21 protein-coding genes and 2 pseudogenes are annotated in these 24,953 nt (G+C 68.4%); 11 read left to right on the top strand and 12 right to left on the bottom strand.

Annotated elements, in window-relative coordinates; translation table 11 throughout:
- The first annotated feature begins 21 nt into the window (after positions 1–21).
- Positions 22–633 (top strand): DUF4142 domain-containing protein, encoded by a 612-nt coding sequence (locus ACPTTC_RS25980; protein WP_423394494.1) that lies wholly within the window; start codon positions 22–24, stop codon positions 631–633.
- A 12-nt stretch (positions 634–645) separates the two neighbouring features.
- Here ACPTTC_RS25980 and ACPTTC_RS25975 read toward each other — a convergent pair whose 3' ends face one another.
- The 3 genes from ACPTTC_RS25975 to ACPTTC_RS25965 all read right to left on the bottom strand — a co-directional run bounded on the left by ACPTTC_RS25975 (position 646) and on the right by ACPTTC_RS25965 (position 2,233).
- The gene (locus tag ACPTTC_RS25975; RefSeq protein WP_423394493.1) at positions 646–1,161 is read right to left on the bottom strand and encodes a PRC-barrel domain-containing protein; all 516 of its coding nucleotides are present in this window, start codon (positions 1,159–1,161) and stop codon (positions 646–648) included.
- A gap of 59 nt (positions 1,162–1,220) precedes the next feature.
- Positions 1,221–1,652, bottom strand: a complete 432-nt coding sequence (locus ACPTTC_RS25970) for a CBS domain-containing protein (protein WP_226194654.1) — start codon at positions 1,650–1,652, stop codon at positions 1,221–1,223.
- Between the two features lie 332 nt (positions 1,653–1,984).
- Positions 1,985–2,233 (bottom strand): hypothetical protein, encoded by a 249-nt coding sequence (locus tag ACPTTC_RS25965; protein ID WP_175950278.1) that lies wholly within the window; start codon positions 2,231–2,233, stop codon positions 1,985–1,987.
- A 141-nt stretch (positions 2,234–2,374) separates the two neighbouring features.
- Between ACPTTC_RS25965 and ACPTTC_RS25960 the strand changes: the two are divergent.
- The 5 genes and pseudogenes from ACPTTC_RS25960 to ACPTTC_RS25940 all read left to right on the top strand — a co-directional run.
- A pseudogene (locus ACPTTC_RS25960) lies at positions 2,375–2,678 on the top strand (hypothetical protein); the annotation flags it as partial.
- A 332-nt stretch (positions 2,679–3,010) separates the two neighbouring features.
- Positions 3,011–3,322: a hypothetical protein gene (locus ACPTTC_RS25955; RefSeq protein WP_226194652.1), complete on the top strand. Its 312-nt coding sequence runs from the start codon at positions 3,011–3,013 to the stop codon at positions 3,320–3,322.
- 206 nt (positions 3,323–3,528) lie between these two features.
- Entirely contained in the window at positions 3,529–4,407 is an 879-nt protein-coding gene (locus ACPTTC_RS25950) for a MipA/OmpV family protein (protein WP_226194651.1), read from the top strand.
- Between the two features lie 95 nt (positions 4,408–4,502).
- Positions 4,503–6,197: a VRR-NUC domain-containing protein gene (locus ACPTTC_RS25945; protein WP_423395718.1), complete on the top strand. Its 1,695-nt coding sequence runs from the start codon at positions 4,503–4,505 to the stop codon at positions 6,195–6,197.
- On the top strand, positions 6,194–8,494 hold the full coding sequence (locus tag ACPTTC_RS25940) for an ATP-dependent DNA helicase (RefSeq protein WP_423394492.1): 2,301 nt from the start codon (positions 6,194–6,196) through the stop codon (positions 8,492–8,494). The genes ACPTTC_RS25945 and ACPTTC_RS25940 overlap by 4 nt, the downstream gene beginning before the upstream one ends.
- Positions 8,495–8,777: 283 nt before the next feature.
- Here the strand turns inward: ACPTTC_RS25940 and ACPTTC_RS25935 are convergent, their stop codons facing one another.
- Entirely contained in the window at positions 8,778–9,548 is a 771-nt protein-coding gene (locus tag ACPTTC_RS25935; RefSeq protein WP_226194647.1) for an IclR family transcriptional regulator domain-containing protein, read from the bottom strand.
- Between the two features lie 297 nt (positions 9,549–9,845).
- Here ACPTTC_RS25935 and ACPTTC_RS25930 point away from each other — a divergent pair, with 297 nt between their 5' ends.
- Entirely contained in the window at positions 9,846–10,457 is a 612-nt protein-coding gene (locus tag ACPTTC_RS25930; RefSeq protein WP_423394491.1) for a hypothetical protein, read from the top strand.
- 85 nt (positions 10,458–10,542) lie between these two features.
- On the opposite strand, the gene ACPTTC_RS25925 is transcribed toward ACPTTC_RS25930, so the two are convergent.
- Together ACPTTC_RS25925 and shiA are read right to left on the bottom strand one after the other, a co-directional pair.
- The gene (locus tag ACPTTC_RS25925) at positions 10,543–11,844 is read right to left on the bottom strand and encodes a UDP-N-acetylglucosamine 1-carboxyvinyltransferase (protein ID WP_423394490.1); all 1,302 of its coding nucleotides are present in this window, start codon (positions 11,842–11,844) and stop codon (positions 10,543–10,545) included.
- A gap of 220 nt (positions 11,845–12,064) precedes the next feature.
- Positions 12,065–13,372, bottom strand: a complete 1,308-nt coding sequence (shiA, locus tag ACPTTC_RS25920) for a shikimate transporter (RefSeq protein WP_423394489.1) — start codon at positions 13,370–13,372, stop codon at positions 12,065–12,067.
- 357 nt (positions 13,373–13,729) lie between these two features.
- Here shiA and ACPTTC_RS25915 point away from each other — a divergent pair, with 357 nt between their 5' ends.
- Positions 13,730–14,857, top strand: a complete 1,128-nt coding sequence (locus ACPTTC_RS25915) for a 4-hydroxyphenylpyruvate dioxygenase family protein (protein ID WP_423394488.1) — start codon at positions 13,730–13,732, stop codon at positions 14,855–14,857.
- 46 nt (positions 14,858–14,903) lie between these two features.
- Here the strand turns inward: ACPTTC_RS25915 and ACPTTC_RS25910 are convergent, their stop codons facing one another.
- Positions 14,904–15,116 (bottom strand): hypothetical protein, encoded by a 213-nt coding sequence (locus ACPTTC_RS25910; protein WP_423394487.1) that lies wholly within the window; start codon positions 15,114–15,116, stop codon positions 14,904–14,906.
- A 117-nt stretch (positions 15,117–15,233) separates the two neighbouring features.
- Between ACPTTC_RS25910 and ACPTTC_RS25905 the strand changes: the two genes are divergently transcribed.
- Positions 15,234–16,451, top strand: coding sequence for a DUF2252 family protein (locus ACPTTC_RS25905; protein WP_423394486.1), 1,218 nt, complete (start codon positions 15,234–15,236; stop codon positions 16,449–16,451).
- Positions 16,452–16,858: 407 nt separating this feature from the next.
- On the opposite strand, the gene ribBA is transcribed toward ACPTTC_RS25905, so the two are convergent.
- A complete protein-coding gene (gene ribBA, locus ACPTTC_RS25900) occupies positions 16,859–17,983 on the bottom strand; it encodes a bifunctional 3,4-dihydroxy-2-butanone-4-phosphate synthase/GTP cyclohydrolase II (protein WP_423394485.1) in 1,125 nt (374 codons plus the stop codon).
- Entirely contained in the window at positions 17,980–18,918 is a 939-nt protein-coding gene (locus ACPTTC_RS25895; RefSeq protein ID WP_423394484.1) for an alpha/beta hydrolase, read from the bottom strand. Before ACPTTC_RS25895 ends, ribBA begins: the two co-directional genes overlap by 4 nt.
- 281 nt (positions 18,919–19,199) lie before the next feature.
- On the opposite strand from ACPTTC_RS25895, the gene ACPTTC_RS25890 reads away from it, so the two are divergent.
- Positions 19,200–20,390 (top strand): helix-turn-helix transcriptional regulator, encoded by a 1,191-nt coding sequence (locus tag ACPTTC_RS25890; RefSeq protein WP_423394483.1) that lies wholly within the window; start codon positions 19,200–19,202, stop codon positions 20,388–20,390.
- A gap of 196 nt (positions 20,391–20,586) precedes the next feature.
- On the opposite strand, the gene ACPTTC_RS25885 is transcribed toward ACPTTC_RS25890, so the two are convergent.
- The gene (locus tag ACPTTC_RS25885; RefSeq protein ID WP_423394482.1) at positions 20,587–21,252 is read right to left on the bottom strand and encodes a cation diffusion facilitator family transporter; all 666 of its coding nucleotides are present in this window, start codon (positions 21,250–21,252) and stop codon (positions 20,587–20,589) included.
- Between the two features lie 93 nt (positions 21,253–21,345).
- Positions 21,346–21,459 (bottom strand): annotated as a pseudogene (locus tag ACPTTC_RS25880) (LysR family transcriptional regulator); the annotation flags it as partial.
- A gap of 427 nt (positions 21,460–21,886) precedes the next feature.
- Here ACPTTC_RS25880 and ACPTTC_RS25875 point away from each other — a divergent pair.
- Positions 21,887–22,909, top strand: a complete 1,023-nt coding sequence (locus ACPTTC_RS25875) for a DNA-binding protein (protein WP_423394481.1) — start codon at positions 21,887–21,889, stop codon at positions 22,907–22,909.
- Positions 22,910–23,103: 194 nt separating this feature from the next.
- On the opposite strand, the gene ACPTTC_RS25870 is transcribed toward ACPTTC_RS25875, so the two are convergent.
- A complete protein-coding gene (locus ACPTTC_RS25870; protein ID WP_423394480.1) occupies positions 23,104–24,675 on the bottom strand; it encodes a hypothetical protein in 1,572 nt (523 codons plus the stop codon).
- Positions 24,676–24,953: the final 278 nt, after the last annotated feature.

Raw genomic sequence — 24,953 nt, 5'->3', positions numbered from 1 at the left:
TCGCGACATACGGAGGTCCGGATGAAAACGAATCGAACCGGCCGGCCGACGGCGATCGTGCTGGCCGCGATCGTCGGCGCATTGAACGTCGCGTTCGCGCAGGGGCCGGCGTCGCCCGCTTCGCCGGCGCAAGTCGCGCCGGGCGTCATCCGCCCCGGCACGACGGCCGACGAGGCGGGCATGACGCAGCGGCCGACCGGTATCGATGCTGAATTCGTCGACAAGGCAGGCATGATCGGCAAGGTAGAGCGGCAGGCCAGCCAGCTCGCGCTCGACCGCTCGTCGAATCCGGACGTGAAGGCGTTCGCGCGCAGGATGATGAACGATCACGGGCGGATCGCCGGCGAGTTGCGGCAGCTTGGCGCGGCCAAGGGCCTGCCGGTCCAGTCGCGGATGCTCGTTGACCCGGCCGTGACCGCGATGCGAACCCAAGCGGGCCACGCGTTCGACACGGCCTATGTCGCGCTGGCGGGCCCGCGCGCGCAGGAAGCGGCGATCCGGCTCTACGAGGCCGAGGCGCGGAACGGCCGCGATCCGCAGCTTCGCGCGTTCGCGGCCAACGCGTTGCCGATGCTGAACGCGCATCTGGCCGCCGCCCGGCAACTCGCGCAGGCGGTGGCGGCCGCGCACTGAGCGGCGATCGCGCTACCGCTCGTCGCCTTCGGGGCGTTCAGGGGCGTCGGGGCCGCCCGGCGACGCCTCGTACGGCGGCGAGTCGAGCGCCGTTTCGCCTTCCTCGATCAGCCAGTACGGCGAACTGCCGTAGTACGCATGCAGCGCCTCGGCCCACTCCGGATCGGCCATTGCGGGCCAGCGGTTCCTGTCGAAGCCGGGGGCTTCGCGCACGCGTTCGGTGGCGACGGGCAGCACGAAGCATTGGCGCTCGACGTCGAGCACGAGGACGTTCCACGGCACCGCGAGCAGCTTGTCGCCGATCCCGGGCAGGCCGCCCGACGCCACGACCGCATACGCGATCCGGCCGGAGCGCACGTCGAGCATGATGTCGGCGACCTGGCCGACGTCGTCGCCGTCCATCGTCAGGACGCGATCGCCTTCGAGCGTGCGGGCGGCCATCACGTCGGGTCCCGGCCCGCCGCCGGCCGTGCGGCGCTTGCCGCCGACGATGCGCGTGTCGTCGCGCGACGGTCTGTCCGTTGTCATCGAACACCTCCTGGTCGAAGCGGCGCCCGGGCGGGCCACGCGGCGTGAACGGGCGCCGCTCAGCGCCGGCGCGGCAGCGACACGTCCTCGAGCGTATTGGCCAGCTCGTCCCGCTCGGGGCCGCCCGCGCGGGTCGCGATGTCGCCGAGCGACACGATGCCGACCAGCCGCCGGTTGCGGTCGAGCACCGGCAACCGATGCAACTGCACGTCGGCCATCCGCTGCTGGACGTCGCCGACACCGTCGTCCTCGACGCACCATTGCACAGGCCTGGATGCGACCGCCTGCACGGGCGTATCGGACGAATGGCCGTGCGACAGTCCGCGCACCGCGAGGTCGCGGTCAGTCACGATCGCGACGAGTTCGGGGCCGTCGCAAACGGGCAGCACGCCGATATCGAAGCGCCGCATCAGTTCGGCCGCGTGGCGAATCGTGTCGGTCGGCGCGACGCACACCACGTCGCGCGACATGATCTCGGTGACGCGAAACATGAATGCCTCCTTCGTGAACAAGACGATCCAGGAGCAGCTGGCGTGCCGCGCGCGGGCCGCACACGCCGGGCCTCGACGGCCAGGCGACGGAGAAATTTGCCAGCCCGCTTGTACATCTTCCACGGCGGCAGCCGCGAACGGGTAGGGCGGGACGTCAGTGCCCGATGCCCGTCATCGTGACGATCGCGAGCACTACCGCGCTTTCGATCGCCGCCAGCGCTGCGACGCCGGCGGCGCCGCTGATTTCATGCCATCTGCGTTCAAGGCCTTTCATCGGATCGACTCCGGATTGCTCCGGCGCGCCGCTGCGCAGTGCGAGCCGGTTGCCGCCGTCAGCCGTGATCGGGGGGCGGGGAAGGAACGTGCGGCGCGCGGCGTTCGCGCTCGCCGGACGGCTTGGCAGGATCGATACGGGTCGCGCCGCCAACGGCGGGCGGATCGCTGGCCGGAAACGTTTCCTCGAGTCCCTCGTCGATGCGTTCCTCCGTCTTGTCTTTGGACGGCGGGCGCGACGTGGCGAGCCAGAGCAGTCCGGCAGCCGGTGACACGGCGTCGTGGCGGCCGGGGGCGTGAGCGGTCATGGTCGTACCTCCTGGGTCATGGATGGGGGCGCAAGCGCGATGCCTGCGCGGGACCGACGGCACGACGCTTGCGCGTCGGCGAAACCGCGCGGGGCGCGGCGCAGCCACGCACGCCGTCGGCGTGGACGAGAGGACATCGCGATGAAGGCATCCACTGAAAGGATACGTTACGTCGCGAACGGTTGCGGCCGCGATTTCTGCCACTTGCACGAGCGTTTCGACACGTGGCAGCGCGAGTCGCCGGTCTATCGGCCCGAGGCCCGAGCGGCGCACGTTCGACGGCAAGGGAGAGGCACGCGATCTGAACGACACCGTCTACGACGGCCCCGAGCACGCGCAGCAGGCGCTCGTCGCGGCATGCGCGCCGTCCGACCGATTCGCGCTCGCGGTACGGCCGACCGCCGACGGGCGCACGTTGTGGCTCGTGATGACGGCCCATGAGGACTCTGAGCACGCGACAGCGTCCAACCGGGGCGGCCAACCGGGACACATGCCGCGGCAATGGGCACACCACTTGCGCAGGGTTGCGGCGCCATCGAGATGCGCGCCGTCGCGCAGGAGAGACATGAATACGCCATACACGCTGCACCGCCCCGAACCGACGACGCCCGACGTCGACCCGGACCCGACGCCCGGGCACGACGATCCCGTCGATCCGCCCGTGCCCGACGGGCTGCCGCAGGGTGACCCGCCGTCGCACCCGTCACCGATGCGGATGCCGGGAGGAAGCGGTGCATCACACGCGTCCGCGCGAACACTGAAAAAGGGAGGACCCTCATGGACATTCACGTGCAATCGCCAGACAAGCGCGCGATCGCTCAGGTGCTGGGCCGCTATTTCGAATCGCGCTCGTTGCGCTATCACATCGAGGAACTGCCGGGCGGCGTGCTGCAGATCGGCTTTCGCGCCAGCGGCCGCCCGGTTGCCGTCACTGTTTCGTTCGACGATGCCGCGTACGACGCCTATACGCATTGGGACGCGAGCCAGAAGCAGCTCGCGCTCGGACGGCTCGCCGACGGCTTCTCGCGGATGATGTCGACGCGCAGCCCGGCCGCGCTGGCCGGCGACTATCACGTCGAGCGATTCTGATTCCACCACGCTTCACCGGACGATTCCTGCGGCTGGCAAAGTGCCCGCCCGCAGCGGGCGCTTTGCGTCCGCGCACGCGTCGCGTAGGATGTCCGTTAATTCAGCGCACGCTACGTTCGCGCCGCAGGCCGCCAGCCGCTGCAGCCGAAGAGGCGCAATGCGCTTTCCTTCAGGTTCGTTTCGCGCAACTGCCAGGGACCGCCGTGATGACTGTTGCTCGCCCTTTGCTGTCACCCGGCGCACGCCGGTTCGTTTCCGGTGTGTCGGCCTGCGCGGCGCTCGCCGCGGCCGGCGCCCGCGATGCGTCGGCCCAGACGCCTTCGCCGCTCGGCGAGTGGCAATACTCGGCGGGTGTGCCACTCGAAAAACTCTACGACCCGAACATCTCCACCTGGAATATCAGCGTGGGCGCCGCGATGACGCTGCAGCCGCGCTATGCGGGCTCCGACCGCTATCGCGTGATGGGCGGCCCGAATGTCGACATCCGCTATCGCGACCTGTTCTTCCTGTCGACGGGCGAGGGGCTCGGCGCGAACGTGCTGCGCGGGCCGAACTGGCGCGTGAGCCTGTCCGTCGGTTACGACCTCGGGCGCCGCTCGGCCGACGATATCCAGCACCTGAACGGCCTCGACAACATCAACGCGGCTCCGGTGATGAAACTGGCGGCCGATTACGTGATCTCGAAGGAATTTCCGCTCGTGTTGCGCGCGGATATCCGGCGCAGCATCGGTGGCTCGAATGGCTGGGTCGGCGATTTCTCCGCGTACATGCCGCTGCCGGGCAGCAACGAGCATTTCTTCTGGTTCGCGGGGCCGACCGTGTCGTTCGCGGATTCGCGCTACATGAACAGCTGGTTCGGCGTGAACCCGGGCGCCGCCGCGCGTTCCGGGTTGCCGGCCTATTCGTCGGGGGCCGGGCTCAAGTCGTACGGCGCGGGCGTGACGATGGCCTGGTTCGTGAACAAGCACTGGTTCGTCACGATCGACGGCGCGATCGAGCAACTCGTCGGCCGCGCCGCGCGCAGCCCGATCACGCAGCAGTCGACCAACGGCGTATTCGACATGTCGGTGAATTACCAGTTCTGAGCGGGGTCGGGCAGCAGCGGGCCGATGGCGCGTGCGGCATCGGCCGTCACATTTGATATGATTCCGACCTGTACGAATGTACAGTGATCAATCCCGTGACGCCTGCATCGCCGACGCCCCCGGCGTTTTACTACCTGACCAATTTCGAACGCGCGCTGGCCTGGCTCGGCGAGCGTTACGACGACCTGTTCGACGCGCACGAGCACGCGTTCGTCCGCCGGTTCGCGACGCTGCCGCAGGCGTCGCGCGCGCTGCTCGTGCGGATGCTGATGCGCAACGGGTGCGACTTCCGCGCCAGCAAGCTCGTGTACGACGAAATCGGCTGCGCACTCGCCGCAGCCGCGCCGCTCGTCGAACTCGGCTGGGTCGACCCGGCGCCCGCGCTGACGCTCGACGAACTGTTCGCGCTGTCGACCAAGGCCGATCTGCTGCGCATCTTCCCGGCCCTCGCCGCGCATGCGGGCGAACGCAAGCCCGAATGGCTCGAACGGCTGCGTCCCGGACACGACGTCGCGCAACCGCTCGACGCATGGGGCGCGCACGACGGCGACCGTGTGCTGCGCGTGACGGTCGGCGCGCTGTGCGACCGGCTGCGCCTGATGTTCTTCGGCAATCTCCATCAGGACTGGAGCGAGTTCGTGCTCGCCGATCTCGGCGTGTTCCAGTACGAAAGCGTGCCGATCGCGCCGTCGTCGCGTGCGTTCCAGCAGCGCGGCGACGTCGATGCGTATCTCGCGCTGCAGGTGTGCCGCGATGCGCTCGACGCATGGCCCGGCGATCTGCCGTTCGACGACCTGATACGCGCGATCGACGCGGTCGATTGCGGGCAGCCGTGGCTCGCAACGCGTCGCGCAAAGCTGCTGTTCGCGCTCGGGCAGGCCTGCGAACGCCGGGCCGACTGGGCCGCCGCGCTCGACGCGTATGCACGCAGCGCATGGCCCGGTAGCCGCCACCGTCGCATCCGCGTGCTCGAACGCTGCGGGCGTGACGGCGATGCGCTCGCGCTGGCGCTCGATGCGCGCGGCGGCTTCGAGAGCGACGAGGAGCGCCAGCGGGTCGAGCGCATGCTGCCGCGTCTGCAGCGCCGGCTCGGGCAGCGCGTCGAACGGGCGGCCGCGGCGACGGACGTGCCGCGCGAAACGCTCGTGCTTGCGCGCCCCGATGCGTTCGTCAGCGTCGAATTTGCGGTGCGCGATCATCTCGCGCAACCCGCTTCGCCCGTCCATTACGTCGAAAACACGCTGATCAATTCGCTGTTCGGGCTGCTGTGCTGGGAGCCCGTGTTCGCCGCGGTGCCCGGTGCGTTCTTTCACCCGTTCCAGCGCGGCCCGGCCGACCTGCACGCGCCCGATTTCGTCGCGCGCCGCGCGGACGCGTTTGCCGCGTGCTTCGCGCAGCTCGATTCGGGCGCCTATCGCGACACGATCCGCCGGCATTTCACGCTGAAGGCGGGGCTGCAATCGCCGTTCGTGTTCTGGGGCGTGCTGAGCGACGAATTGCTCGACGAGGCGCTCGCGTGCCTGCCGCCCGAGCACTTGCGGCTGTGGTTCACGCGCCTGCTCGCGGATATCCGCAGCAACCGGTCGGGGCTGCCCGATCTCGTCCGCTTCTGGCCCGGCGAGCGCCGCTACGAACTGATCGAGGTGAAAGGCCCCGGCGACCGCCTTCAGGACAATCAGACGCGCTGGCTCGCGTACTGCGTCGCGCACGGCATCCCGGTGCGCGTGATCGACGTCGAGTGGGCGGGCGAAGACGTCGCGCACGCCGAAACGGCGAGCCTGTCCGCATGAGCTACGTCGTCGCGGTGCGGGCGATGTGCGAGTTCACCGCGCGACGCGGCGATCTCGACCTGCGCTTCACGCCCGCGCCGACCGCGCTGGAAGGCATTGCCGGCCACGGTGCGGTCACGTCGAACCGCGGCGCCCGCTACGAAACCGAGATCGCGCTTGCGGGCACGTGGGGCACGCTCACCGTGCGCGGCCGCGCGGACGGCTACGACCCGGTGGCAAACCGTCTCGAGGAGATCAAGACCTATCGCGGCAGCCTCGATGCGATGCCGGCCAACCACCGCGTGCTGCACTGGGCGCAGGCGAAGGTCTACGCGCACCTGATGTGCGACGCGCGCGGCTTGCAGGAAATCGACGTCGCGCTCGTCTATTTCGACATCGTGTCCGAACGCGAGACAGTGCTGACGCAAACGCTGGGGGCGGCCGAACTCGCGACGTTCTTCGCCGAGCAGTGCGCGTGCTTCGTCGGCTGGGCCGAGCGCGAGACGGCGCACCGCGCGGCACGTGATGCGGCGCTGCGTGCGCTTGCGTTTCCGCACGGACAGTTCCGCAGCGGCCAGCGCGAGCTGGCGGTGGCCGTCTATCGCGCGGCACGCGACGAGCGTTGCCTGATGGCGCAGGCACCGACCGGCATCGGCAAGACGCTGGGCACCGTGTTTCCGCTGCTGAAGGCCTGCGGCGAGGGCGAGCTCGACCATGTGTACTTCCTGACCGCGAAAACGCCCGGCCGCGCGCTCGCGCTCGAGGCCGCGACGACGCTCGGCGCGGGCTCGCCGGCGCTGCCGCTGCGCGTGCTTGAACTCGTCGCGCGCGACAAGGCGTGCGAGCATCCGGACAGCGCATGCCACGGCGAATCGTGTCCGCTCGCGAAAGGCTTCTACGACCGGCTGCCGGCCGCGCGCGATGCGGCGATCGAGGCCGGGCTGCTCGACCGCGACACGGTGCGCGCGGCCGCGCTCGCGCACGACGTCTGTCCGTACTACCTGTCGCAGGAGCTCGCGCGCTGGTCCGACATGGTGATCGGCGACTACAACTACTACTACGACGGCAGCGCGATGCTGTACACGCTCGCGCAGCAGAACCAGTGGCGTGTCGGCGTGCTCGTCGACGAAGCGCACAACCTGCTCGATCGCGCGCGCAAGATGTACAGCGCATCGCTCGATCCGTTCGCATTCGCGGCGGCCCGCGAGGCTGCGCCCGCGGCGCTGCGCAAGGCGTTCGACCGGCTCGCCCGCGCCTGGGGCACGCTCAGTCGCGCACAGGCGGGGCGCTATGCCGCGTACCCGGAAATACCGGGCCCGATCGTGTCGGCCGTGCAGAATCTGGTCGCGGCGCTCGGCGAACACCTGGCCGATGCGCCGCGCGCGAACGGCGACGCACTGCTGCGGTTTCATTTCGAGGCGATCCAGTTCGGCGTGCTTGCCGAAGCGTTCGACAGTGCGTCGATCTTCGACGCGACGCTGCACGGCGTACCGATGCCGCGCCAGCCGGTGCTCGACGGCGTTGCGTCGGCGAGCCGCCGGCGCCGCGTCCAGTCGACGCTGTGCGTGCGCAACGTGATTCCGGCGGGTTTTCTCGCGCCGCGCTACGAAGCCGCATGCGCGACCGTGCTGTTCTCGGGGACGCTGAGCCCGTTTCACTTCTACCGCGACACACTCGGGTTGCCCGGCGACACGGGCTGGCTCGACGTCGACGGGCCGTTCCGCGCCGAGCAACTGACGGTGCGCGTCGCGAGCCACGTGTCGACGCGCTGGCGCGACCGCGACCGTTCGCTCGAACCGATCGTCGACCTGATCGCCGAGCAATACGCGACGCGGCCCGGCAACTACCTCGGTTTCCTGAGCAGCTTCGACTACCTGGGGCGCGTGGTCGCGCTGATGCAGACACGGCATCCGGACGTGCCGGTCTGGGCACAGGCGCCGGGCATGGCCGAAAGCGAGCGCGACGCGTTTCTTGCGCGCTTCGACGCGGGTGGGCGCGGCGTCGGCTTCGCGGTGCTGGGCGGCGCGTTCTCGGAAGGCGTGGACCTGGTCGGCGAGCGGCTGATCGGCGCGTTCATCGCGACGCTCGGGCTCCCGCAGGTCAACGACGTCAACGAACAGATGCGGCATGCGATGGACGCGCGCTTCGGTAACGGCTACGACTACATGTACCTGTACCCGGGCTTGCAGAAGGTCGTGCAGGCGGCCGGGCGCGTGATCCGCACCGAGCGCGACGAGGGCGTCGTGCATCTGATCGACGATCGTTACCGGCGGCGTGAAGTGCGCGACCTGCTGCCGAGGTGGTGGCGGATCGGGTAAGGCAAGGGCCGCCTGACCGTCGTGTAAGCGAACCTGCCGGTGGCCGTTGCCGCGCATCTTCCGCGTGATCGATCACGTGCGTTTCCGCCCGAGCCGCTTCGAGGATTTAAAAGGTCGAAGCGCTCGCGCGATGCAATGCGGTGAAGCGGCGACGGCGTTTTGATGCGCTTGCCATGGCGCGTCGCGAGCGGCGTGGTTTTCTTATCCGATCGATGTCGGTATCGAGATCGTCGGCGATTTGCCGAAACGAGCAGACGGGAGGCGGAGCAATCGGCGGACTTCCCTAGAGCACGTTCAGCATCGCGAGCGCGGCTTCCTGCAGATGCGGCAGCACGCGCCGCACGGCCGCGTCGGTCGTCTCCGCGCCGATCGGCATGTTCGTGCTCAACGCGGCAACCACTTCCCCATGACGGTTCTTCAGCGGCACCGCGATCCCGCGCACGCCGACCTGCAGTTGCTGCTCGATCGCCGCGAAACCGGCGTCGCGTGCGCGGTCGACCTGTTCGAGCAGGCGCGCCTTGTTGGTGATGGTGTGCGGTGTGAACGGCGGCAGTTCGGTGTCGTCCAGCCACGCGCGCACGGCTTCGCGATCGGGATAGTGGGCGAGCAGCACGACGCCCGGCGACGTGAGCGGCGCCGGCACGCGTGCGCCGAGCACGAAGCCGGTCGTCATCACGCGCGACACGCCGTTGCGCGCGATGAACACGAGTTCCCAGCCGTCGAGCACGCTCACGTAGGCCGACTCGTTCAACGACGCGCTCAATTGCTGCAGATAGGGCTGGACCGTGCGCGGCAGGCGCGCCGAATCGAAGTACGACCAGCCGACCCGCAGCACGCGCGGCGTGAGGCCGTACAGCTTGCCGTCGGTGTACACGTAGCCGAGCGATTCGAGCGTCAGCAGGTAGCGCCGCGCGGCCGTGCGCGTAAGACCGGTGCGCGCGGCAGCCTGGGTGGGCGTCATGCGCGCATGCTGGCTGTCGAACGCCTCGAGGATCGCCAGGCCTTTTTCGAGGCCGGCAATCCAGTCGCGTCGGTCGAGTTCGGGCTTTTTCATCGTCGGAAGGTGCCTTCTGCGTGCGCGGTAATCGCGCGTGAATGGGCGATTATCGCGCAGATCGGATCTGCCGGGATGCATCGCCGGGGCTGGTCTGATTCGACGCCGGATGCGTGCCCCGAGCCCGGAACATGGCCGTCGACGATAATCGGCGGCGCGCCGAACTACCGGATCGGTCTGACGTGCGCGACCTCGGTGGAAGACATGCGGAAAGCGTTGCCGCCGTTGCGCGGCATTCCAAGGGGGATTTCGCCGGCGAAGCCGCGCTAGAATCGCCGCCTCGACTGGAACAGAACAATGAAAATTCGCGAATCCGTGTTGGCCGTGCTCGTCGCGGCCGTACCGCTGCTTGCCGCGGCGAATCCTTCGTCCGGCACGCGCCTCCCGAAGCCGACCGTCGATGTGCGTGCGTGGCCGCGCATGACGTCGCCGAAATTCGGCTGCTATGTCGAAACAGCCTTCGGCTACCGTGACAAGCGCTTCAATTGCGTGTTGAAGCAGTACAGGAACGCCGGTGACGTGTGCAAGAACACGAAGGCCTACTACGAAGGCCCGGCGTTCCCCGACCGGCTCGCGGCCAGCGTGCATCCGCTCGCGACGAAGGTCGAGCTGGACTGGGAGCACGGCGACCTGCAGATGGTCACCGTCACGCTGAAGGGGACGTGGAACGAAGCGGATGTGCGCAAGGCGTTCGGGCTGCCCCGCGCGGAAGGGCGCAAGCTGACCGAAGCGGAGTTGCGGTCGGCGCCGGGCAACCTGATGGACACGAGTGTCCAGTATCCATCGGCCCCGCTCGACGAAAGCCTGGCGAAGCGCCCGAGCAACCCCGCGCGCGGCACGACGGCCGTGATGCTCTACGGGTTCGACCACATGGGCGCAGGCGACGCCGATTGCGGGGGCGGCGAGTAACGCGCGAGAAAGCGGCCGGTGCGGCCGCCGACCGGGTACGGAGGTGGTACGGCGCCCGGATGGCGTGCGCCGTACCGTCAGGGTCTTACTCGCTGCTCGTCCACTCGACGTTCGCGCCGACCGAGCGCAGGTTCTCGACGAAATGCGGGTGCGCGCGGCGGATCGGCAGCGCGTTCATGATTTCCGAGCGGCCTTCGATGCTCGCGGCCACCATCAGCAGCGCGATCGCGACGCGGATGATGTACGGGCTCTCGACGCGCGCCGGCGTCAGTTGCAGCCCGCCGAACGTGATCAGACGATGCGGATCGGACAGCAGCACGTGCGCGCCGAACTTCGACAGTTCGCCGGACCAGCCGAGCGCGCCGTCGTACACCTTGTTCCAGAACATCGCGCTGCCTTCCGCGCGCACGCCGAGCGCGATGAAGATCGGCAGCAGGTCGACCGGAAGGTACGGCCAAGGCGCGGCTTCGACCTTGGTGAGGATGTTCTGCGTGAACGGCCGGCGCACGCGCAGCGGGCCGTCGCGTTCCGCGCGCGACCAGCCGTCGCGGTGCGTGACGTTGACGCCGAACTTCGCGAACGTGCGGTCGATCAGCGGAAAATGCTCGGGGGACGAGTTGCGCACCGTGATGTCGCCGCCCGTGATCGCGCCGAGCGCGAGGAACGTCGCGATTTCGTGGAAATCCTCGGCGAAGCGGAATTCGCCGCCGCCGAGCTTGCGGCCGCCCGTCACGCAGAGCCGCGACGTGCCGATGCCCTCGATCGCGACGCCGATCATCGCCAGGAACTGGCAGAACTCCTGCACGTGCGGCTCGGACGCGGCGTTCATCAGCGTCGACGTGCCGTTCGCGGCGGTCGCGCATAGCGCGAAGTTTTCGGTGGTCGTTACCGACGCGTAGTCGAGCCAGTGGTCGTTGGCCGTCAGCGGGCCTTCCGTGCGGACGATCAGCGAATCGGGCGTGCGCTCGATGTGCGCGCCGAAGCGCTCGAACACCTCGACGTGCGGATCGATCTCGCGCACGCCGAGCGTGCAGCCCTTCACGTCGTTCTCGAGGCGCGCGACGCCGAAGCGCGCGAGCAGCGGCGGGATCAGCATGATCGACGAGCGCATCGCTTCCGGCAGCCGATGGACGGCCGGATCGAATGTCGTGTTCCGATGGTGGAGTTCGAGCAGGCCCGTCGTGAAGTCGACCGACACGTCGCTGCCGAGCGTGCGGAAGATGTCGAGGATCTTGCGCACGTCGGTGATATCCGGCACGCCGACGAGGCGCAGCGGCTGATCGGTCAACAGGGTGGCGCACAGAATCGGCAGGACGGCGTTCTTGTTTGCGGACGGCTTGATGTCCCCGCGCAGCGGAGTGCCGCCGTGGACGATGAGATTCGACATGATATGGGGGCGTATCGGTGACTGACGTAGGCCCATATGATGCCATTGGTCGGCGGGCGGCGTGGAATGTTCGGCGGCGAAAAAGGGGAATCGGGGCGGGCAACTGACAGTGTTTGACGTCGCGCGCACGAACACGAGGCAGCGGTGCCGTTGCCGGTCGACGTCGAGCAGTGCTGCGTGATGGCCGGCCATGGGGTGGGCCGGCCATTCGGTCAGGTTGTCACTGCGCCGCCCGCATCCGCGCGGCGACCACCAGCGAAATCAGGCAACCCACCGCGAGGTAACCGGCGACGAGGTGCCACGAGCCGCCGCCCACGCCGACGAGGCCGACCGCGATGAACGGCGTGAACCCGCCGCCGACCACGCTCGCGAACTGGTAGCCGACGCCCGCGCCGCTATAGCGGTATTCGGCGCCGAACAACTCGGTGAACAGCGGTTGCTGGACGCTCACGACCATGTCGTGCGCGGCGTTCGCCAGCAGGATCGAGAAGATCACGATCCACGCGATCGACCGTGCCTCCAGCGCGACGAAGAACGGCACCGCGGACGCAAGGCCGATCAGCGCGCCGATCAGGTAGATGCGGCGCAGGCCGTAGCGGTCGGCCAGCCACGCGAAACACGGGATCGTCACGCAGCTCACCGCGCCCACCAGCAAGCCGATGTTCAGGAACAGGTCGCGCGACATGCCGAGGTTCGTCGTCGAATAGCTGAGCGCGAACGCGGTGACGATATACATCGTGAACAGTTCGGCGAGCCGCAGCGCGATGATCAGCAGGAATGCCTTCGGATGGCGCGTCAGCGCTTCCAGCACCGGCAGGCGCAGCTTGCGGTTGCCGTGTTCGACCTTCTCGACGAATTCCTGCGATTCGTCCATGTTCTTGCGCACCCACAGCCCGATCAGCACGAGCACGATGCTGAATACGAAGGGCAGGCGCCAGCCCCACGACTTGAACCCGGCCTCGCCCAGCGTGTGGCTCAGGATCGACACGATGCCCGTGGCGAGCACGAGGCCGACGCCGTAGCCGACCTGCACGCCGCTGCTGTAGAACGCCTTCCTCTGCTTCGGCGCGCTCTCGACGGCCATCAGTGCCGCGCCGCCCCATTCGCCGCCGACCGCGAAACCCTGGATCGCGCGCATCAGCACCAGCAGCACGGGCGCCCACCAGCCGATCGACGCGAAAGTCGGCAACAGGCCGATCGCGACCGTCGACAGCCCCATCAGCATCACGGTCAGCACCAGCATCCGCTTGCGGCCGAACCGGTCGCCGTAGTGGCCGAACACGACGCCGCCGAGCGGCCGGAACAGGAAGCCGACGCCGAACGTCGCGAAAGCCGCGAGCGTGCCCATCGTCGGGCTGACTTTCGGGAAGAATTCGGAATTGAATACCAGCGCGGCGACGATCCCGTACAGCAGGAAGTCGTACCAGTCGACAACGGCGCCGACGAAGCTGCCGATCGCGGCCTTGCGGGCCTGGCTGCGTATGCGGGCACTGGCGGCGGCGTCGAGGGTGTCGAAGGTTGGGGTCATGGCGATGTCTCCTGGCACGGCGCATCGTGGAATCGTGGCGGCGCCGCGTCCGATGCTGCATTGAAGTCGATGGGTGAACGGAGAATAGGGCGCGCGCCGCATGGCGGCAATTGGCCAATCGGACAATGTGCGCGATTATCGTTCAAATCCGTGCGATTATCGAACGCTTTCCGGGTTTGCACTGAGCGGCGTAACGATATCCCGTTTGGCCAGGGTGTGCCGCCGTGAACGATCTGGTTAAAATTGGAACCATTGAAAATTCGCCCGTTCGGGGCGGATGCGCGGTCGCCACCCTGGCCGCGCATGCCGCACGCGACGGGCACCATCCCCATCGACCGCATACCCCCGGAGACTGGAATGCCCGGCAATTCCCACCCCCTGTCCAGCGATACGCCGCCCGTTACCGATCCGGCTGCCAATCCGCTCGGGATGGCCGGCCTCGAATTCGTCGAATTCGCGGCGCCCGTGCCGGAAGCGCTCGCGCAGCGCTTCGAGCAGTTCGGGTTCAAGGCGATCGCGCGGCACGTCAGCAAGAACGTCACACTGTACCGGCAAGGGCAGATGCATTTCCTGATCAACGCCGAGCCCGATTCGTTCGCCGCGCGCTACGCGGAGGAATACGGGATGGGCGTCTGCGCGATCGGGCTGCGGGTGGCCAGCGCCCGGCGTGCGTTCGAGCGGGCGATCGAGCTCGGCGCGTGGGCGTTCGAGGGCGAGAAGGTCGGGGTCGGCGAGTTGAAGATTCCGGCGATCCAGGGCATCGGCGATTCGCACCTCTATTTCGTCGACCGCTGGCGCGGGCGTGACGGCCAGCGCGGCGGCGTCGGCGATATCTCGATCTTCGACATCGATTTCCGGCCGATCGACATCGCGACCGCGCATACCGATCTCGACTGCGCGGGCGTCGGGCTGCGGCAGGTCGATCATTTCACGCAGACGGTCGGCGCGGGGCGCATGCAGGAGTGGCTGGATTTCTACCACGACCTGCTGCATTTTCGCGAGATCCACGAAATCGACGCGCACTGGCATGTGTCGGAGGAATCGCGCGTGATGGTGTCGCCGTGCGGCGCGGTGCGGATTCCGGTCTATGAAGAAGGCACGCGGCGCACCGAGCTGATGCATGCGTATCTGCCCGACCATCCGGGCGAGGGCGTGCAGCACGTCGCGCTGGCCACCGACGACATCCTGTCCTGCGTCGATGCGCTGCGTGCGAACGGCGTCGAATTCATCGAGCCGCCGGCCCGCTATTACGACGAGGTCGACGCGCGGCTGCCGGGGCATGGTGTCGATCTCGACGCGCTGCGCCGTCGCGCGGTGCTGGTCGACGGCGAGATCGGCAGCGACGGCGTGCCGCGCCTGTTCTTCCAGACTTTCGTCAAGCGCCGGCCCGGCGAGATCTTCTTCGAAGTCGTGCAGCGCCAGGGGCACCACGGGTTCGGGGAAGGGAATCTGTCGGCGCTCGCCCGCGCGCGCGACGCCGGCTAGGTGGCACCGGCGCCTGCCTCGGGCGCCACGCGCTGCACGTCGAGCGTCATGCGCCGGCAGCCGGCACGCGGTTCGGCGCCGGGTCGTTCGGCTCGCGCAGCACGCATGCGGTGCCGCCCGGCGTGTACATCGACACGACACAGCGGTTGCACGACGTGTAGCCCGACTGCGCGAGCCGGCCGTCGCGCAGTTCGTTGACGAAATCCGGCTCGAACACGAGTGCACGTGCGAGCGCGACCGCGTCGAACCCTTCACGCATCGCCCGCTCGACGTTCCCGCGTGAACGGACGCCGCCGGTTTGCAAGATGGCATCGTTCGATGGCAACGTAACGACGCGGCATGCCGCGCACGACTCGAACAACATCAGGAGAACCGCATGAGCAGCCAGTCGCAGAAGAAGCAGAAGCGCCTGCCGAAACCCGCAGGGCGCCAGGCAATCCTGACCGAGCAACGTCGCCGGAAGATGGCGCGTTCGCCTCATGCGTATGTGCGCGGCAATACGGCCCGGTTCTACGAATGGCTCGTCGAAACCAACGGTAGCGCGCTGCCGCACGGCCCGTCGATCTGGATCTGCGGCGACTGTCATACCGGCAATCTCGGCCCGGTTGCAAACCGCGAAGGGAAGGTCGACGTGCAGATCCGGGATCTCGACCAGACGGTCATCGGCAATCCCGTCCATGACCTGATCCGCCTCGGGCTTTCGCTGGCGACGGCCGCGCGCGGGTCGGCGCTGGCGGGCCTGACGATCGTGCACATGATGGAGGCGATGACGGCCGGTTATGCATCGGCGTTCGGCAGCCGCAACGCGAAGCTGCCCGAGCGTCCCGAACCGGTCCACCTCGTGATGAAGCAGGCGATGCGCCGCTCGTGGCGGCAACTTGCCGTCGAACGGATCGAAGGGCTCGCGCCGACGATTCCGCTCGGCCGTCGCTTCTGGCCGCTGAGCGCGAAGGAATCGCGTGCGATCGGCGAGCTGTTCCGCGACGAAGCGATCGCGACGCTCGCCACGAGCCTCAAGGGCCGCAACGACGCGGGCAAGGTCGACGTGCTCGACGCGGCGTACTGGGTGAAGGGCTGCAGTTCGCTCGGACGGCTGCGCTACGCGGTGCTGCTCGACATCGACGGGGACGTCAGCGACGGCGACGACCTGTGCCTGATGGACATCAAGGAGGGCGTGACGGCCGCCGCACCGCGCGACGAAACCGCCGCGATGCCGCGCGACAACGCCGAGCGCGTCGTGGAAGGCGCGCGGCATCTGTCGCCGGCCCTCGGCGAGCGGATGCGGGCGGCGCGCCTGCTCGACCGCGCGGTCGTGATCCGCGAACTGCTGCCGCAGGACCTGAAGCTCGACATCGATCTGCTTGCCGAGGACGATGCGCGCGAAGTCGCACGCTATCTCGGCGCGGTGGTCGGCGCAGCCCACGCGCGCCAGATGGACAAGCCGACGCGCGCGGCGTGGCGCGCGGAACTCGGCCGCAACCGCGCGAAGACGATCGATGCGCCGATGTGGCTGTGGAACAGCATCGTCCAGCTCGTGAGCAACCACGAAGCGGGGTATCTGGAACATTGCCGGCGCTTCGCCGCAGGGGAGTAGTGACTCGCCGCGCGCGACGGCCGAGGCTATCCGGCTGCGTCCGGCTTGTGGCGCTGCCGACGCATGCCGTCGAGGATCGCGTCTGCCACGTTCGCCTGAAATTCCGCCAGGATCCGCGCGGCGGCTTCGACAATCGCGGATTCCGTGCGCGGACGACGGCTGCGATCGCGGCGCACACGTTGTTCTCGGTCAGGCCGATGCGCCGAACCTGCGCGATCCTATGGCCTGGCCGGATCTCGCCGTCATGTGAGCGCCGGGCGGGCTCGGCACCTTGACGAGCCGCTCGATGCTGGCTGCCGACGGGTGCGCAGGATTGCCGCGTGACGCCGGGGCCGGCCGTATGTATCGACAAAAACAACCGATAGCCTGTCAAGCGAAGAGCCGCCCCGTCATCCCGCGTCAACGCGTTACGCTGCTCGCAACGGATGCGGCTGCGCACCCCGTGCGCTTTCCGGATCGTCGTCGCCGAGCGGAATGAACGCCATGATCTCGAGGTCGTGCCCCGACAGCGCAGGCAGCCGGAACGGGCTCGACAGCACGTTCAGCCGCCGTACGCCAAGCTCGCGCAGGATCTGGGAGCCGATCCCCGTCACGCGTCCGTCGCGGCGCGCATGGCCGGCCGGCGCCCGCATCGCGTCGCCGCGCATGTCGCAGTCGAGCAGCACGGCCACCCCGCAGCCGGCCGCGTCGATTCGCTGCAGCGCGGCGTGCAGCGGCCACGAATGCGCGGACGGTTCCGCATCGAGCAGGTCGAGCAGCGAATGGCATTCGTGCACACGCGTCAGCACGGGCGTCGACGGATCCGGCTCGCCGCGCACGAGCGCGAGATGCGGCGCGCCGTGCACGGTGTCGCGATACTCGATCGCGCGGAATCGTCCCCACGGCGTATGCAGCGGACGTTCACCGACGCGTTCGACGAGCGATTCGTGTTCGCGCCGGTAATGGATCAGGTCGGCGATCGTGCCGATCTTCAGCCCGTGATGCGCGGCGAACGCCTTCAGCTCGGGCAGCCGCGCCATCGTGCCGTCGTCGTTCATCACCTCGCAGATCACCGATGCGGGCGTGAGCCCGGCGAGCGCCGCGAGATCGCAGCCGGCCTCGGTGTGCCCCGCGCGCACGAGCACGCCGCCCGGGCGAGCGGCGATCGGGAACACGTGGCCGGGCTGCACGAGATCGTCCGGGCGGGCGCCGGTCCGCACCGCCGAACGGATCGTATGCGCGCGATCGGCCGCCGAAATGCCGGTCGTCACGCCTTCGGCCGCCTCGATGCTGACGGTGAACGCAGTGCCGAACGGCGTACCGTTGCGATCAGCCATCGGCGGTAGCTTCAGTTGCTCGCAGCGCTCGGCGGTCAGCGTCAGGCAGATCAGCCCGCGCCCGAAGCGCGCCATGAAATTGATCGCGTCGGGCGTCACGTGATCGGCCGCGATCACGAGATCGCCTTCGTTCTCGCGATCCTCTTCGTCGACGAGCAGGACCATTCGGCCAGCCCGCAGCTCGTCGACGATCTCCCGCGTGCCGGCGAGCGTCATGGGGCCTCCGTCGGGTCGAACGCGCGGCGCAGCGCGTCGGCGCCGAACGTCAGCACGCGGTCGGCTGCATCGAGCGCGCCGAGCATGCTCGCGAAACCGTGAAGCTGGCCCGGCCAGCGCACGAGCGTCACCGGCGTGCCGGCCTGCGCGAGGCGCAGCGCATACGCTTCGGCCTCGTCGCGCAGCGGATCGAATTCGGCGCTGACGATCGTCGCCGGCGCCGCGCCCGCGACATCCGGCGCAGCGAGCGGGCTTGCCAGCGGCGACGCGCGATCGGCGCCGGCGTCGAAATAGTGGTGCTTGAACCAGCGCATCATGTCCGCCGTCAGGAAATAGCCGTTGCCGAGCGTTTCGTACGACGGATGCTCGGTCGCGCAATCGACGACCGGATACAGCAGCAACTGGTGCGCGATCGCGATGCCCGAGCCACGCAACTGCAGTGCGGCGACCGCCGCCAGATTGCCGCCCGCGCTGTCGCCGGCCACGGCAAGTGCGCCGGCGCGTGTGCCGAGATCGCGCGCGTTGGCGGCGGCCCAGCGCACGGCGTCGCATGCGTCGTGCGCGGCGGCCGGGAAGCGCGCCTCGGGCGCAAGCCGGTAGTCGACCGAGAGCACGAGCGTGCGCGCACGGGCCGCGAGGCTGCGGCACAGGTTCGCATGCGAATCGATCCCGCACGATACGAAGCCGCCGCCGTGGAAGAACACGGTCAGCGGCAACGGCCCGTCGGCGGCGGGCCGATACAGCCGTGCGTACAACTGACGGCCCGACGCGGGAATCTGCCAGTCCTCTTCGGCGGCGACGGCATCGCCCGGGGCGAACGCGCCGCCGGCGGCAAGACTCGCGCGATACGCGGGAACGGTGAGCTGCGCGAAATCGATCGCGGGCGCCTGGGCGAATGCGGCGAGCAGCGCCTGCGCCTGTGGGTCGAGCGGCATGGGGACTCCTGTCCGAATCGGATGCGGTTTGAATCAGGTAAACCCGTGTCGCGGTTTTCCCCGAGTCCGCGCCGGATGCTTGCCGGCACGGCCTGACGGGCATTCCAGCGCAGCGGGCAGCGCGCCACATCATCCGATCGGACGATGGTGCGTCCGCACGGATGGCCAATTCTCCCCATTCAGTGAATCTCCCGATGACGCTGGAATTTAGACGCGTCTTAATCATGGCGGCGCGGTTGGGTCGTGCCGGAAACATGTCGTATGGAGGATGGAGCGTGCTGATGGAGACGAGATGGGCTCCGCAAGAGAGCCAGGCAATCAGCGACGAGGCCGACATCGGCGTCGCGGATTTCAGCGAGCTGATGGCGCGCATCTATCAGGGGCCGCTGGAGACGCCGCCGTGGGCCGGTGCGCTCGAACTGGTTCGTCGCTGGCTGCAGGCCAACTACGTGACGCTGATCCTGCGCGCGGCCGCGAGCGACCGCCGCGCGCCGCTGTCCGTGCACGCGTCGGAATTCGGCCCGGTGGTGCCGGGCGACGGCGAGGCGTCGTACAACAACTACTACTATTCGCTCGACCCGTTCGTCGGCCTGCCGGCCGATCGCGTGGTGACGGTCGACGACGTGTTCGGCGACACCGGCTGGCTGTCGAGCGAGCTGTACAAGCAGTTCCTGAAGCCGCAGGACGTGCGCTATATCCTCGGCGCCGACCTGCGCACGCCGTCAGGCGTCGAGTGCCGCTTCCGCGTGTGCCGCAACTATGCGTCGAAGCAGTTCTCCGCGCGCGACAAGGCAATCTGCGCACTGCTGCTGCCACACCTGAAGCGCGCGGTGGAATTGCATTCGCGGCTCGACACGGCCGAGGTCGAACGCTCGATCTATGCGAACGCGATCAACCGGATGCAGATCGGCACGATCACGCTCGACGAGAACGGCACGATCATCGACCTGAACAGCGTGGCCGACGAGATCCTCAAGCAGAACAACGGCCTGACGATTGCGCGCGGCACGATCGAGGCGACCGATGCGCAGGAGAACCGGACGCTGAAGCGGTTGATCCGCCATGCGGTGATGGGGCACCACGGCACGGCCACGGCGACCGTCGAGGCGATGCCGATCACGCGCTGTTTCGACAAGCCGCGCCTCGGGCTGCTGGTGCGCACGGTGCTGCTGTCCGACTGGTCGGAGGACAACAAGCGGCGGCCGGCCGTCACGCTGTTCCTGCGCGATCCCGACCGCAAGCCGCAGGGCGCGCAGGAAATCATCCGCAAACTGTTCGACCTGACGCCCGCCGAGACGTCGCTCGCGCTGCTGCTGACGAACGGGCTGACGCTCGAGGAGGCCGCGGAGGAATCGGGGATCAGCAAGAACACGGCGCGCACGCATCTGCGCGCGATCTTCTCGAAGACGGGTGTCACACGCCAGGCGACGCTCGTGCGGATTCTGCTCGGGAGTGTCGTGCCGCTCGGGTAAGCGACAGCCGAGGTCGATCCATCGGAACCGGCCGCATTCGTCTGGCGAACCATCGACATGGGTCAACGCGTCGCGTGCCGCACGACGGCTGCGGCATCATGCGAAAGAGGCTCGCACCGTGCGAGCCGCTTCTTCATTCAGCGCCGCAGATAGCGGCTACCCTGCCGCCCGCGATGCATGGCGATGCCCGCTGCGTTCACGAGCCACGCGTCGACCGATCGGCCCATGCCGACAGCGCCGGCCACTGCGCACAGCCGCGCCGGATGAAACCGGCCCCCGTGCGGATCACAAGCGCGCCGATCGCGAGGGCGGCCAGATCATCGAGACGGCCGAAGCCGACCAGTGCCGCGCTCATCGCGAGCGCTGCCAGCAGCGACGACAGCGCATCGGTCCGTACATGCCAGCCGCTCGCCTCGAGCAGCGCGGAGCCCGTCTCGCCCGCCTTGCGCAACATCCAGTGCGACAGCACGGCCTTGCCGGCGAGCGTGACGGCGACGAGCGAGAGCGTCATCGCGCCCGGCTGCACGACGGGCGGCGTCGCGAACCGGTTCGTTGCATGCCAGATCATTTGCGCGCCGGTCGCAACGAGCAACGCGCCGAGGCCCGCGAGCGCGAGCGGTTCGTAGGTCGGGCGCCGCTCCGGCGGCAAGCGCGCGTCGAGCCGGCACGCAATGAGGATCAGCGCATCGGCGGCAAGATCGATCGCCGCGTGTGCGACGTCCGCGAGCAGCCCGGACGAATGCGCGGACCACGCCGCGACCGTCTCGACGGCGAGCAGCAGCAGGTTGAGCGCGAGGCTGACGGCGAGGGCGCGGGAGATGGCCGCATAAACGTGGGACGTGGCGCGCGACGTGCGCTGCATGGTGGATTCGTCTGTCGATAGCGTGGGGCAGACCCGAACGCTACTGGTCGACGGTGGCAGTTCCATGACAGGCGCCGGGCGCGGCCCGTCCGGTCAGCGGTGCACATCCGCCGACGGCAGCAGCGCGGCGAAGCGATCCGCGAGCGTCGGGCGCGACCGCCCGGGCCAGATCGCGCCGGGTTCGAACAGCGGCAGCGCGGCGCCATCGCCACGAACCCCACGATTGCCGAGCAGCCCCTGCGTCAGACCCGCCGTCAACGCCGTCCGATGAACGTCGGCACGCGCTTGGCGACCAAGCCTCGAAAGCCGATCCGGAATGGCGGGCTCCTTGTTCTCATGCATTGCATTGACGCACCGGAAGGATGCCGACGGCGCCGTGAAGCGGGGCGGTCGGCTTTTAATCGCGCAATGTTGACGATTTTTTGCGCTGATTGAAGAGGCACTCTGGCGTGCAGGCGGGTTGGGAGGAGTCGGGCGACGTGTTGTGCTCAGCGATTTTGCACTCGATATGGGCGCGATACCAAGCCTGACAATCTCGACATTATAGAAATAATGTCAAATAACAATGGTCGATGAATTGGATATTTAACGGTTTACGTTATATTATTAACGAAACCATCCGCCCAATCCCGCCATGTCCGATCTCGCCGCCGACGAATCCCGCCTGACCGCCGAAATCGAGCGCCTGAAGGCCGACTTCCCGAAAACCCGCGAGTTGTATCGCGAAGCCTGCGCGCTGCTGTTCTTCCGCTTCGGTATCACGCCCACCGCGAACCGCCTGTACCAGCTGGTCCGCAAGGGCAGCATGAGCACGCCGACAGCCGTCCTCGGCGAGTTCTGGGCGGAGCTGAGGGAAAAAAGTCGCGTCCGCATCGAGCATCCCGATCTGCCGGCCGACTTGCAGGCGGCCGCCGGCGAACTGGTTGCAACGCTGTGGAATCGGTCGAGCGCCGACGCGACCGCCGCGCTCGACGCCTTGCGCGCGGAAGTCGAAGCCGAACGGATGGCGGCGAAGGCGGAAGTCACGGCACTGCAGGCCGAACTCGCCCGCACCGAAACCGCGCTGGAACAACGCACGGCCGCACTCCTGGCCGCGCAGGTGCGCATTCAAGAACTGGAGCAGGCGAGGGCGGCGGACGACGCATCGCGACAAGCGCTGCAAGCGGATATCGAACGCCTCACGGCCGACAACGCGGAAGGCGACCGCGCACTTGCGCAGGCACGCGCGGATTTCACCACCCAACTCGACCGGCTGCGCGACGACGCCGGCCGGGCAGAGGAACGCTTGCGCGCGTCGGAGAAGCGAGCGCTGCAGGAGATCGATCGCGAGCGGCTCGCCGCCGCGCGGCTGCAGAAGGAACTCGATGCTGTGGCATTGCGCGCGGAGCAGCGCGATACGCAGCAGCGCAAGGAGGTGGCCGCGCTGCAGGCGCAACTCGGAGATGCGCTGCATCGATGCGGCGTGCTTCAAGGGCAGCTCGACGGCGCGCAGGCGACCAATGCGGCGCGAGCCAACGAACTCGACGCGCTGCGGCGCGAAATGACAGTGCTCTCGCGCCGGTCGGCGCTGCGTGGCGCCAAGGCGGCACCGGCCGCGCAACGCGACGAGCGGAGGGCTCGCACGCGAAAGCGCGCAGCCGAAGCGCCGCCGCGCTGACGGAGGCGCCCGCAAGCGTGCGTCAGCCCAAGGCGGCGCACGCCTGAAGCCTGAAGCCTGAAGCCTGAAGCCTGAAGCCTGAAGCCTGAAGCCTGAAGCCTGAAGCCTGAAGCCTGAAGCCTGAAGCCTGAAGCAGACACGCAAGCGACCGAGCCCCCTAAACCCCTGATCGCCCGCCCATCTACCGATACCGATCAACTCGACACATACCGCGACGGCAGCGCCGGCGCGTCCGCCGGAATCGTGACGAGCGACGTATTCAGCCAACCCTGCGGCGAGCCGTTCGACTGCGCATAGGCGCCGACGTACGGCATCATCCGCGTCGTCTGATAGACCTGCGGCGTCCACCCGGCGGGCGCGAGGAAGATCGACGTCGCGCGCTTTTCGCTATAGGCGGACGCACCGTACGTCGAGATGTTCCACAGCGTCTGCTGATACGTCGCATAGTCGGCGTTGTGCCGCGAACCGCCAGCCTGCCAGCCTTCGAGCTGGATGAACGTGTTGTACGTGCCCACGCCCGCGAGCAGGTTGTTCACCGTGCGCCCGTACAGGAACGACAGGATCAGCCCGCAGCCGGCCGGCGCGAAATCGCTGCCGACGCTCAGGTAATAGCGGCCCGTCGTGTTCAAAACCGATGCGTAGTGCGAGTTGCCGATATCCGTCGACGTCGTCAGCCCGCTCGCGCCCACGAAGCTGTCGAACGCCTGCATCGTGACACCCGCCGGCAGGTCGCTCGTCGCGCTGATCGCGACGATGTGCGAACCGGCCGCCAGCTGCGTCAGGAACGCGGACAGCGTACCCGCGATCCAGTTGCCCTGCGCATCGACGAACGGAAACGCGCGATAGCCCGTCAACGCGAACACCGCCGGATCGGAGCCGGCTTGCCACGCGATCTGCGGCACCCACATCGTCAGTGGGCCGGCGTTCGATGCGGTGGATACGTACTGCTTCAACGCGTCGATCAGTTGCGCATCGGCGGCGGGCAGTGCGCCATAAGCTGCGCCGTTCTGCCAGCGCTGCACCCATTGCGCGACGAAGCCCGCGAGCTGACCGCCGGTGAAGTCGGCCGGCGGCACGTAGCCGAGCGGGCCGGTACTTTGGTACGCGGACTGGATCGCCGCGGCCGTGCGCACGTTGCTGCCGAACATGCTGTTCGCGAAATCCTGGCAGTTGTTGGCCGGCGGCGTCGCGAGCTGCGCGAGCGGGACGACCCACGCGCCGTTCGCGGTCGCGACGCCGCGATACAGCGTGAGATTCGCGACCGAGTCGTGACCGGGAAACGTGGCGGCGTCGGCACCCGCCACGTAGCCGGCCGACGGCGTGACGCTGACGGTGGTCGGTTGCGACCCGAACGGATGCGTGTACGAGATCGCAAACGATGCATCCCCGCCGGCCAGGCTGAACGATCCCGTGCAGTCGCCCCAGCTGTTCGACGCGCTGACGGCAGTCGATTGCCCGGTTGCGACCTGCGCTTGCGACGCCCGCGGCAGCGAGCCGCTCTGGCTCGCCGCGTTGCCGTACGCGAGTGTCGTCGACGGGATCGCATTGACGACGTTGATCGTGATCGAGCGGTCGGCGATGCCGTACTGGCGGGTGGACGCATCCGCGGCGCCGGTGGCGGCGAACGACGACGCGGACGTCGGGTTGCCGTCGCCGCCGCAGGCAGCCAGCGTGCCGACGAGCGGCGACAGGGTCAGCGCGGCGCCGCGCTGGATGAAGCGCCGGCGGTTCGGCGCGGACGGACGTTCGGGTTTCGAAGCGGTCATGGGCGTTCCTGGTCACGGGTTCGGGAGGCGACAACGGCGATCCGGCGCGTTGCACACGTGTGCAATGCCGGTCGAAACGGCTCGTTCGCCGGCACATGCGCCGCGCGTATTTATGCGGGAGATCGATGAAACGCCCGCGACGAAACCGAGTCGTGCATGTGACGCCGCGCACGCGGCAGGGCGGAACCGGGGCGAGGAATGCCGGAGCGACATTTGGGCGCCCGGCGGGGATCGGGTAAAGTGCCGCTCAACATGCCGGTTCGACGTTACTAGACGAC

The organism is Burkholderia mycopellens (assembly GCF_964265025.1).
GTDB lineage: Bacteria > Pseudomonadota > Gammaproteobacteria > Burkholderiales > Burkholderiaceae > Burkholderia.
Note: the sequence above shows the minus strand (reverse complement) of the source record. Positions and strands in the feature narration are given on the sequence as shown.

Bases quoted from the DNA above. Each gene is read 5' to 3' on its own strand.
- ACPTTC_RS25915 (WP_423394488.1), top strand. From the start codon at position 13,730: ATGCCCGGCAATTCCCACCCCCTGTCCAGCGATACGCCGCCCGTTACC.
- ACPTTC_RS25925 (WP_423394490.1), bottom strand. From the start codon at position 11,844: ATGTCGAATCTCATCGTCCACGGCGGCACTCCGCTGCGCGGGGACATC.
- ACPTTC_RS25950 (WP_226194651.1), top strand. From the start codon at position 3,529: ATGACTGTTGCTCGCCCTTTGCTGTCACCCGGCGCACGCCGGTTCGTT.
- shiA (WP_423394489.1), bottom strand. From the start codon at position 13,372: ATGACCCCAACCTTCGACACCCTCGACGCCGCCGCCAGTGCCCGCATA.
- ACPTTC_RS25905 (WP_423394486.1), top strand. From the start codon at position 15,234: ATGAGCAGCCAGTCGCAGAAGAAGCAGAAGCGCCTGCCGAAACCCGCA.
- ribBA (WP_423394485.1), bottom strand. From the start codon at position 17,983: ATGACGCTCGCCGGCACGCGGGAGATCGTCGACGAGCTGCGGGCTGGC.
- ACPTTC_RS25940 (WP_423394492.1), top strand. From the start codon at position 6,194: ATGAGCTACGTCGTCGCGGTGCGGGCGATGTGCGAGTTCACCGCGCGA.
- ACPTTC_RS25955 (WP_226194652.1), top strand. From the start codon at position 3,011: ATGGACATTCACGTGCAATCGCCAGACAAGCGCGCGATCGCTCAGGTG.
- ACPTTC_RS25875 (WP_423394481.1), top strand. From the start codon at position 21,887: ATGTCCGATCTCGCCGCCGACGAATCCCGCCTGACCGCCGAAATCGAG.
- ACPTTC_RS25885 (WP_423394482.1), bottom strand. From the start codon at position 21,252: ATGCAGCGCACGTCGCGCGCCACGTCCCACGTTTATGCGGCCATCTCC.
- ACPTTC_RS25930 (WP_423394491.1), top strand. From the start codon at position 9,846: ATGAAAATTCGCGAATCCGTGTTGGCCGTGCTCGTCGCGGCCGTACCG.
- ACPTTC_RS25980 (WP_423394494.1), top strand. From the start codon at position 22: ATGAAAACGAATCGAACCGGCCGGCCGACGGCGATCGTGCTGGCCGCG.
- ACPTTC_RS25895 (WP_423394484.1), bottom strand. From the start codon at position 18,918: ATGCCGCTCGACCCACAGGCGCAGGCGCTGCTCGCCGCATTCGCCCAG.
- ACPTTC_RS25890 (WP_423394483.1), top strand. From the start codon at position 19,200: ATGGAGACGAGATGGGCTCCGCAAGAGAGCCAGGCAATCAGCGACGAG.
- ACPTTC_RS25970 (WP_226194654.1), bottom strand. From the start codon at position 1,652: ATGTTTCGCGTCACCGAGATCATGTCGCGCGACGTGGTGTGCGTCGCG.
- ACPTTC_RS25910 (WP_423394487.1), bottom strand. From the start codon at position 15,116: ATGCGTGAAGGGTTCGACGCGGTCGCGCTCGCACGTGCACTCGTGTTC.
- ACPTTC_RS25870 (WP_423394480.1), bottom strand. From the start codon at position 24,675: ATGACCGCTTCGAAACCCGAACGTCCGTCCGCGCCGAACCGCCGGCGC.
- ACPTTC_RS25965 (WP_175950278.1), bottom strand. From the start codon at position 2,233: ATGACCGCTCACGCCCCCGGCCGCCACGACGCCGTGTCACCGGCTGCC.
- ACPTTC_RS25975 (WP_423394493.1), bottom strand. From the start codon at position 1,161: ATGACAACGGACAGACCGTCGCGCGACGACACGCGCATCGTCGGCGGC.
- ACPTTC_RS25935 (WP_226194647.1), bottom strand. From the start codon at position 9,548: ATGAAAAAGCCCGAACTCGACCGACGCGACTGGATTGCCGGCCTCGAA.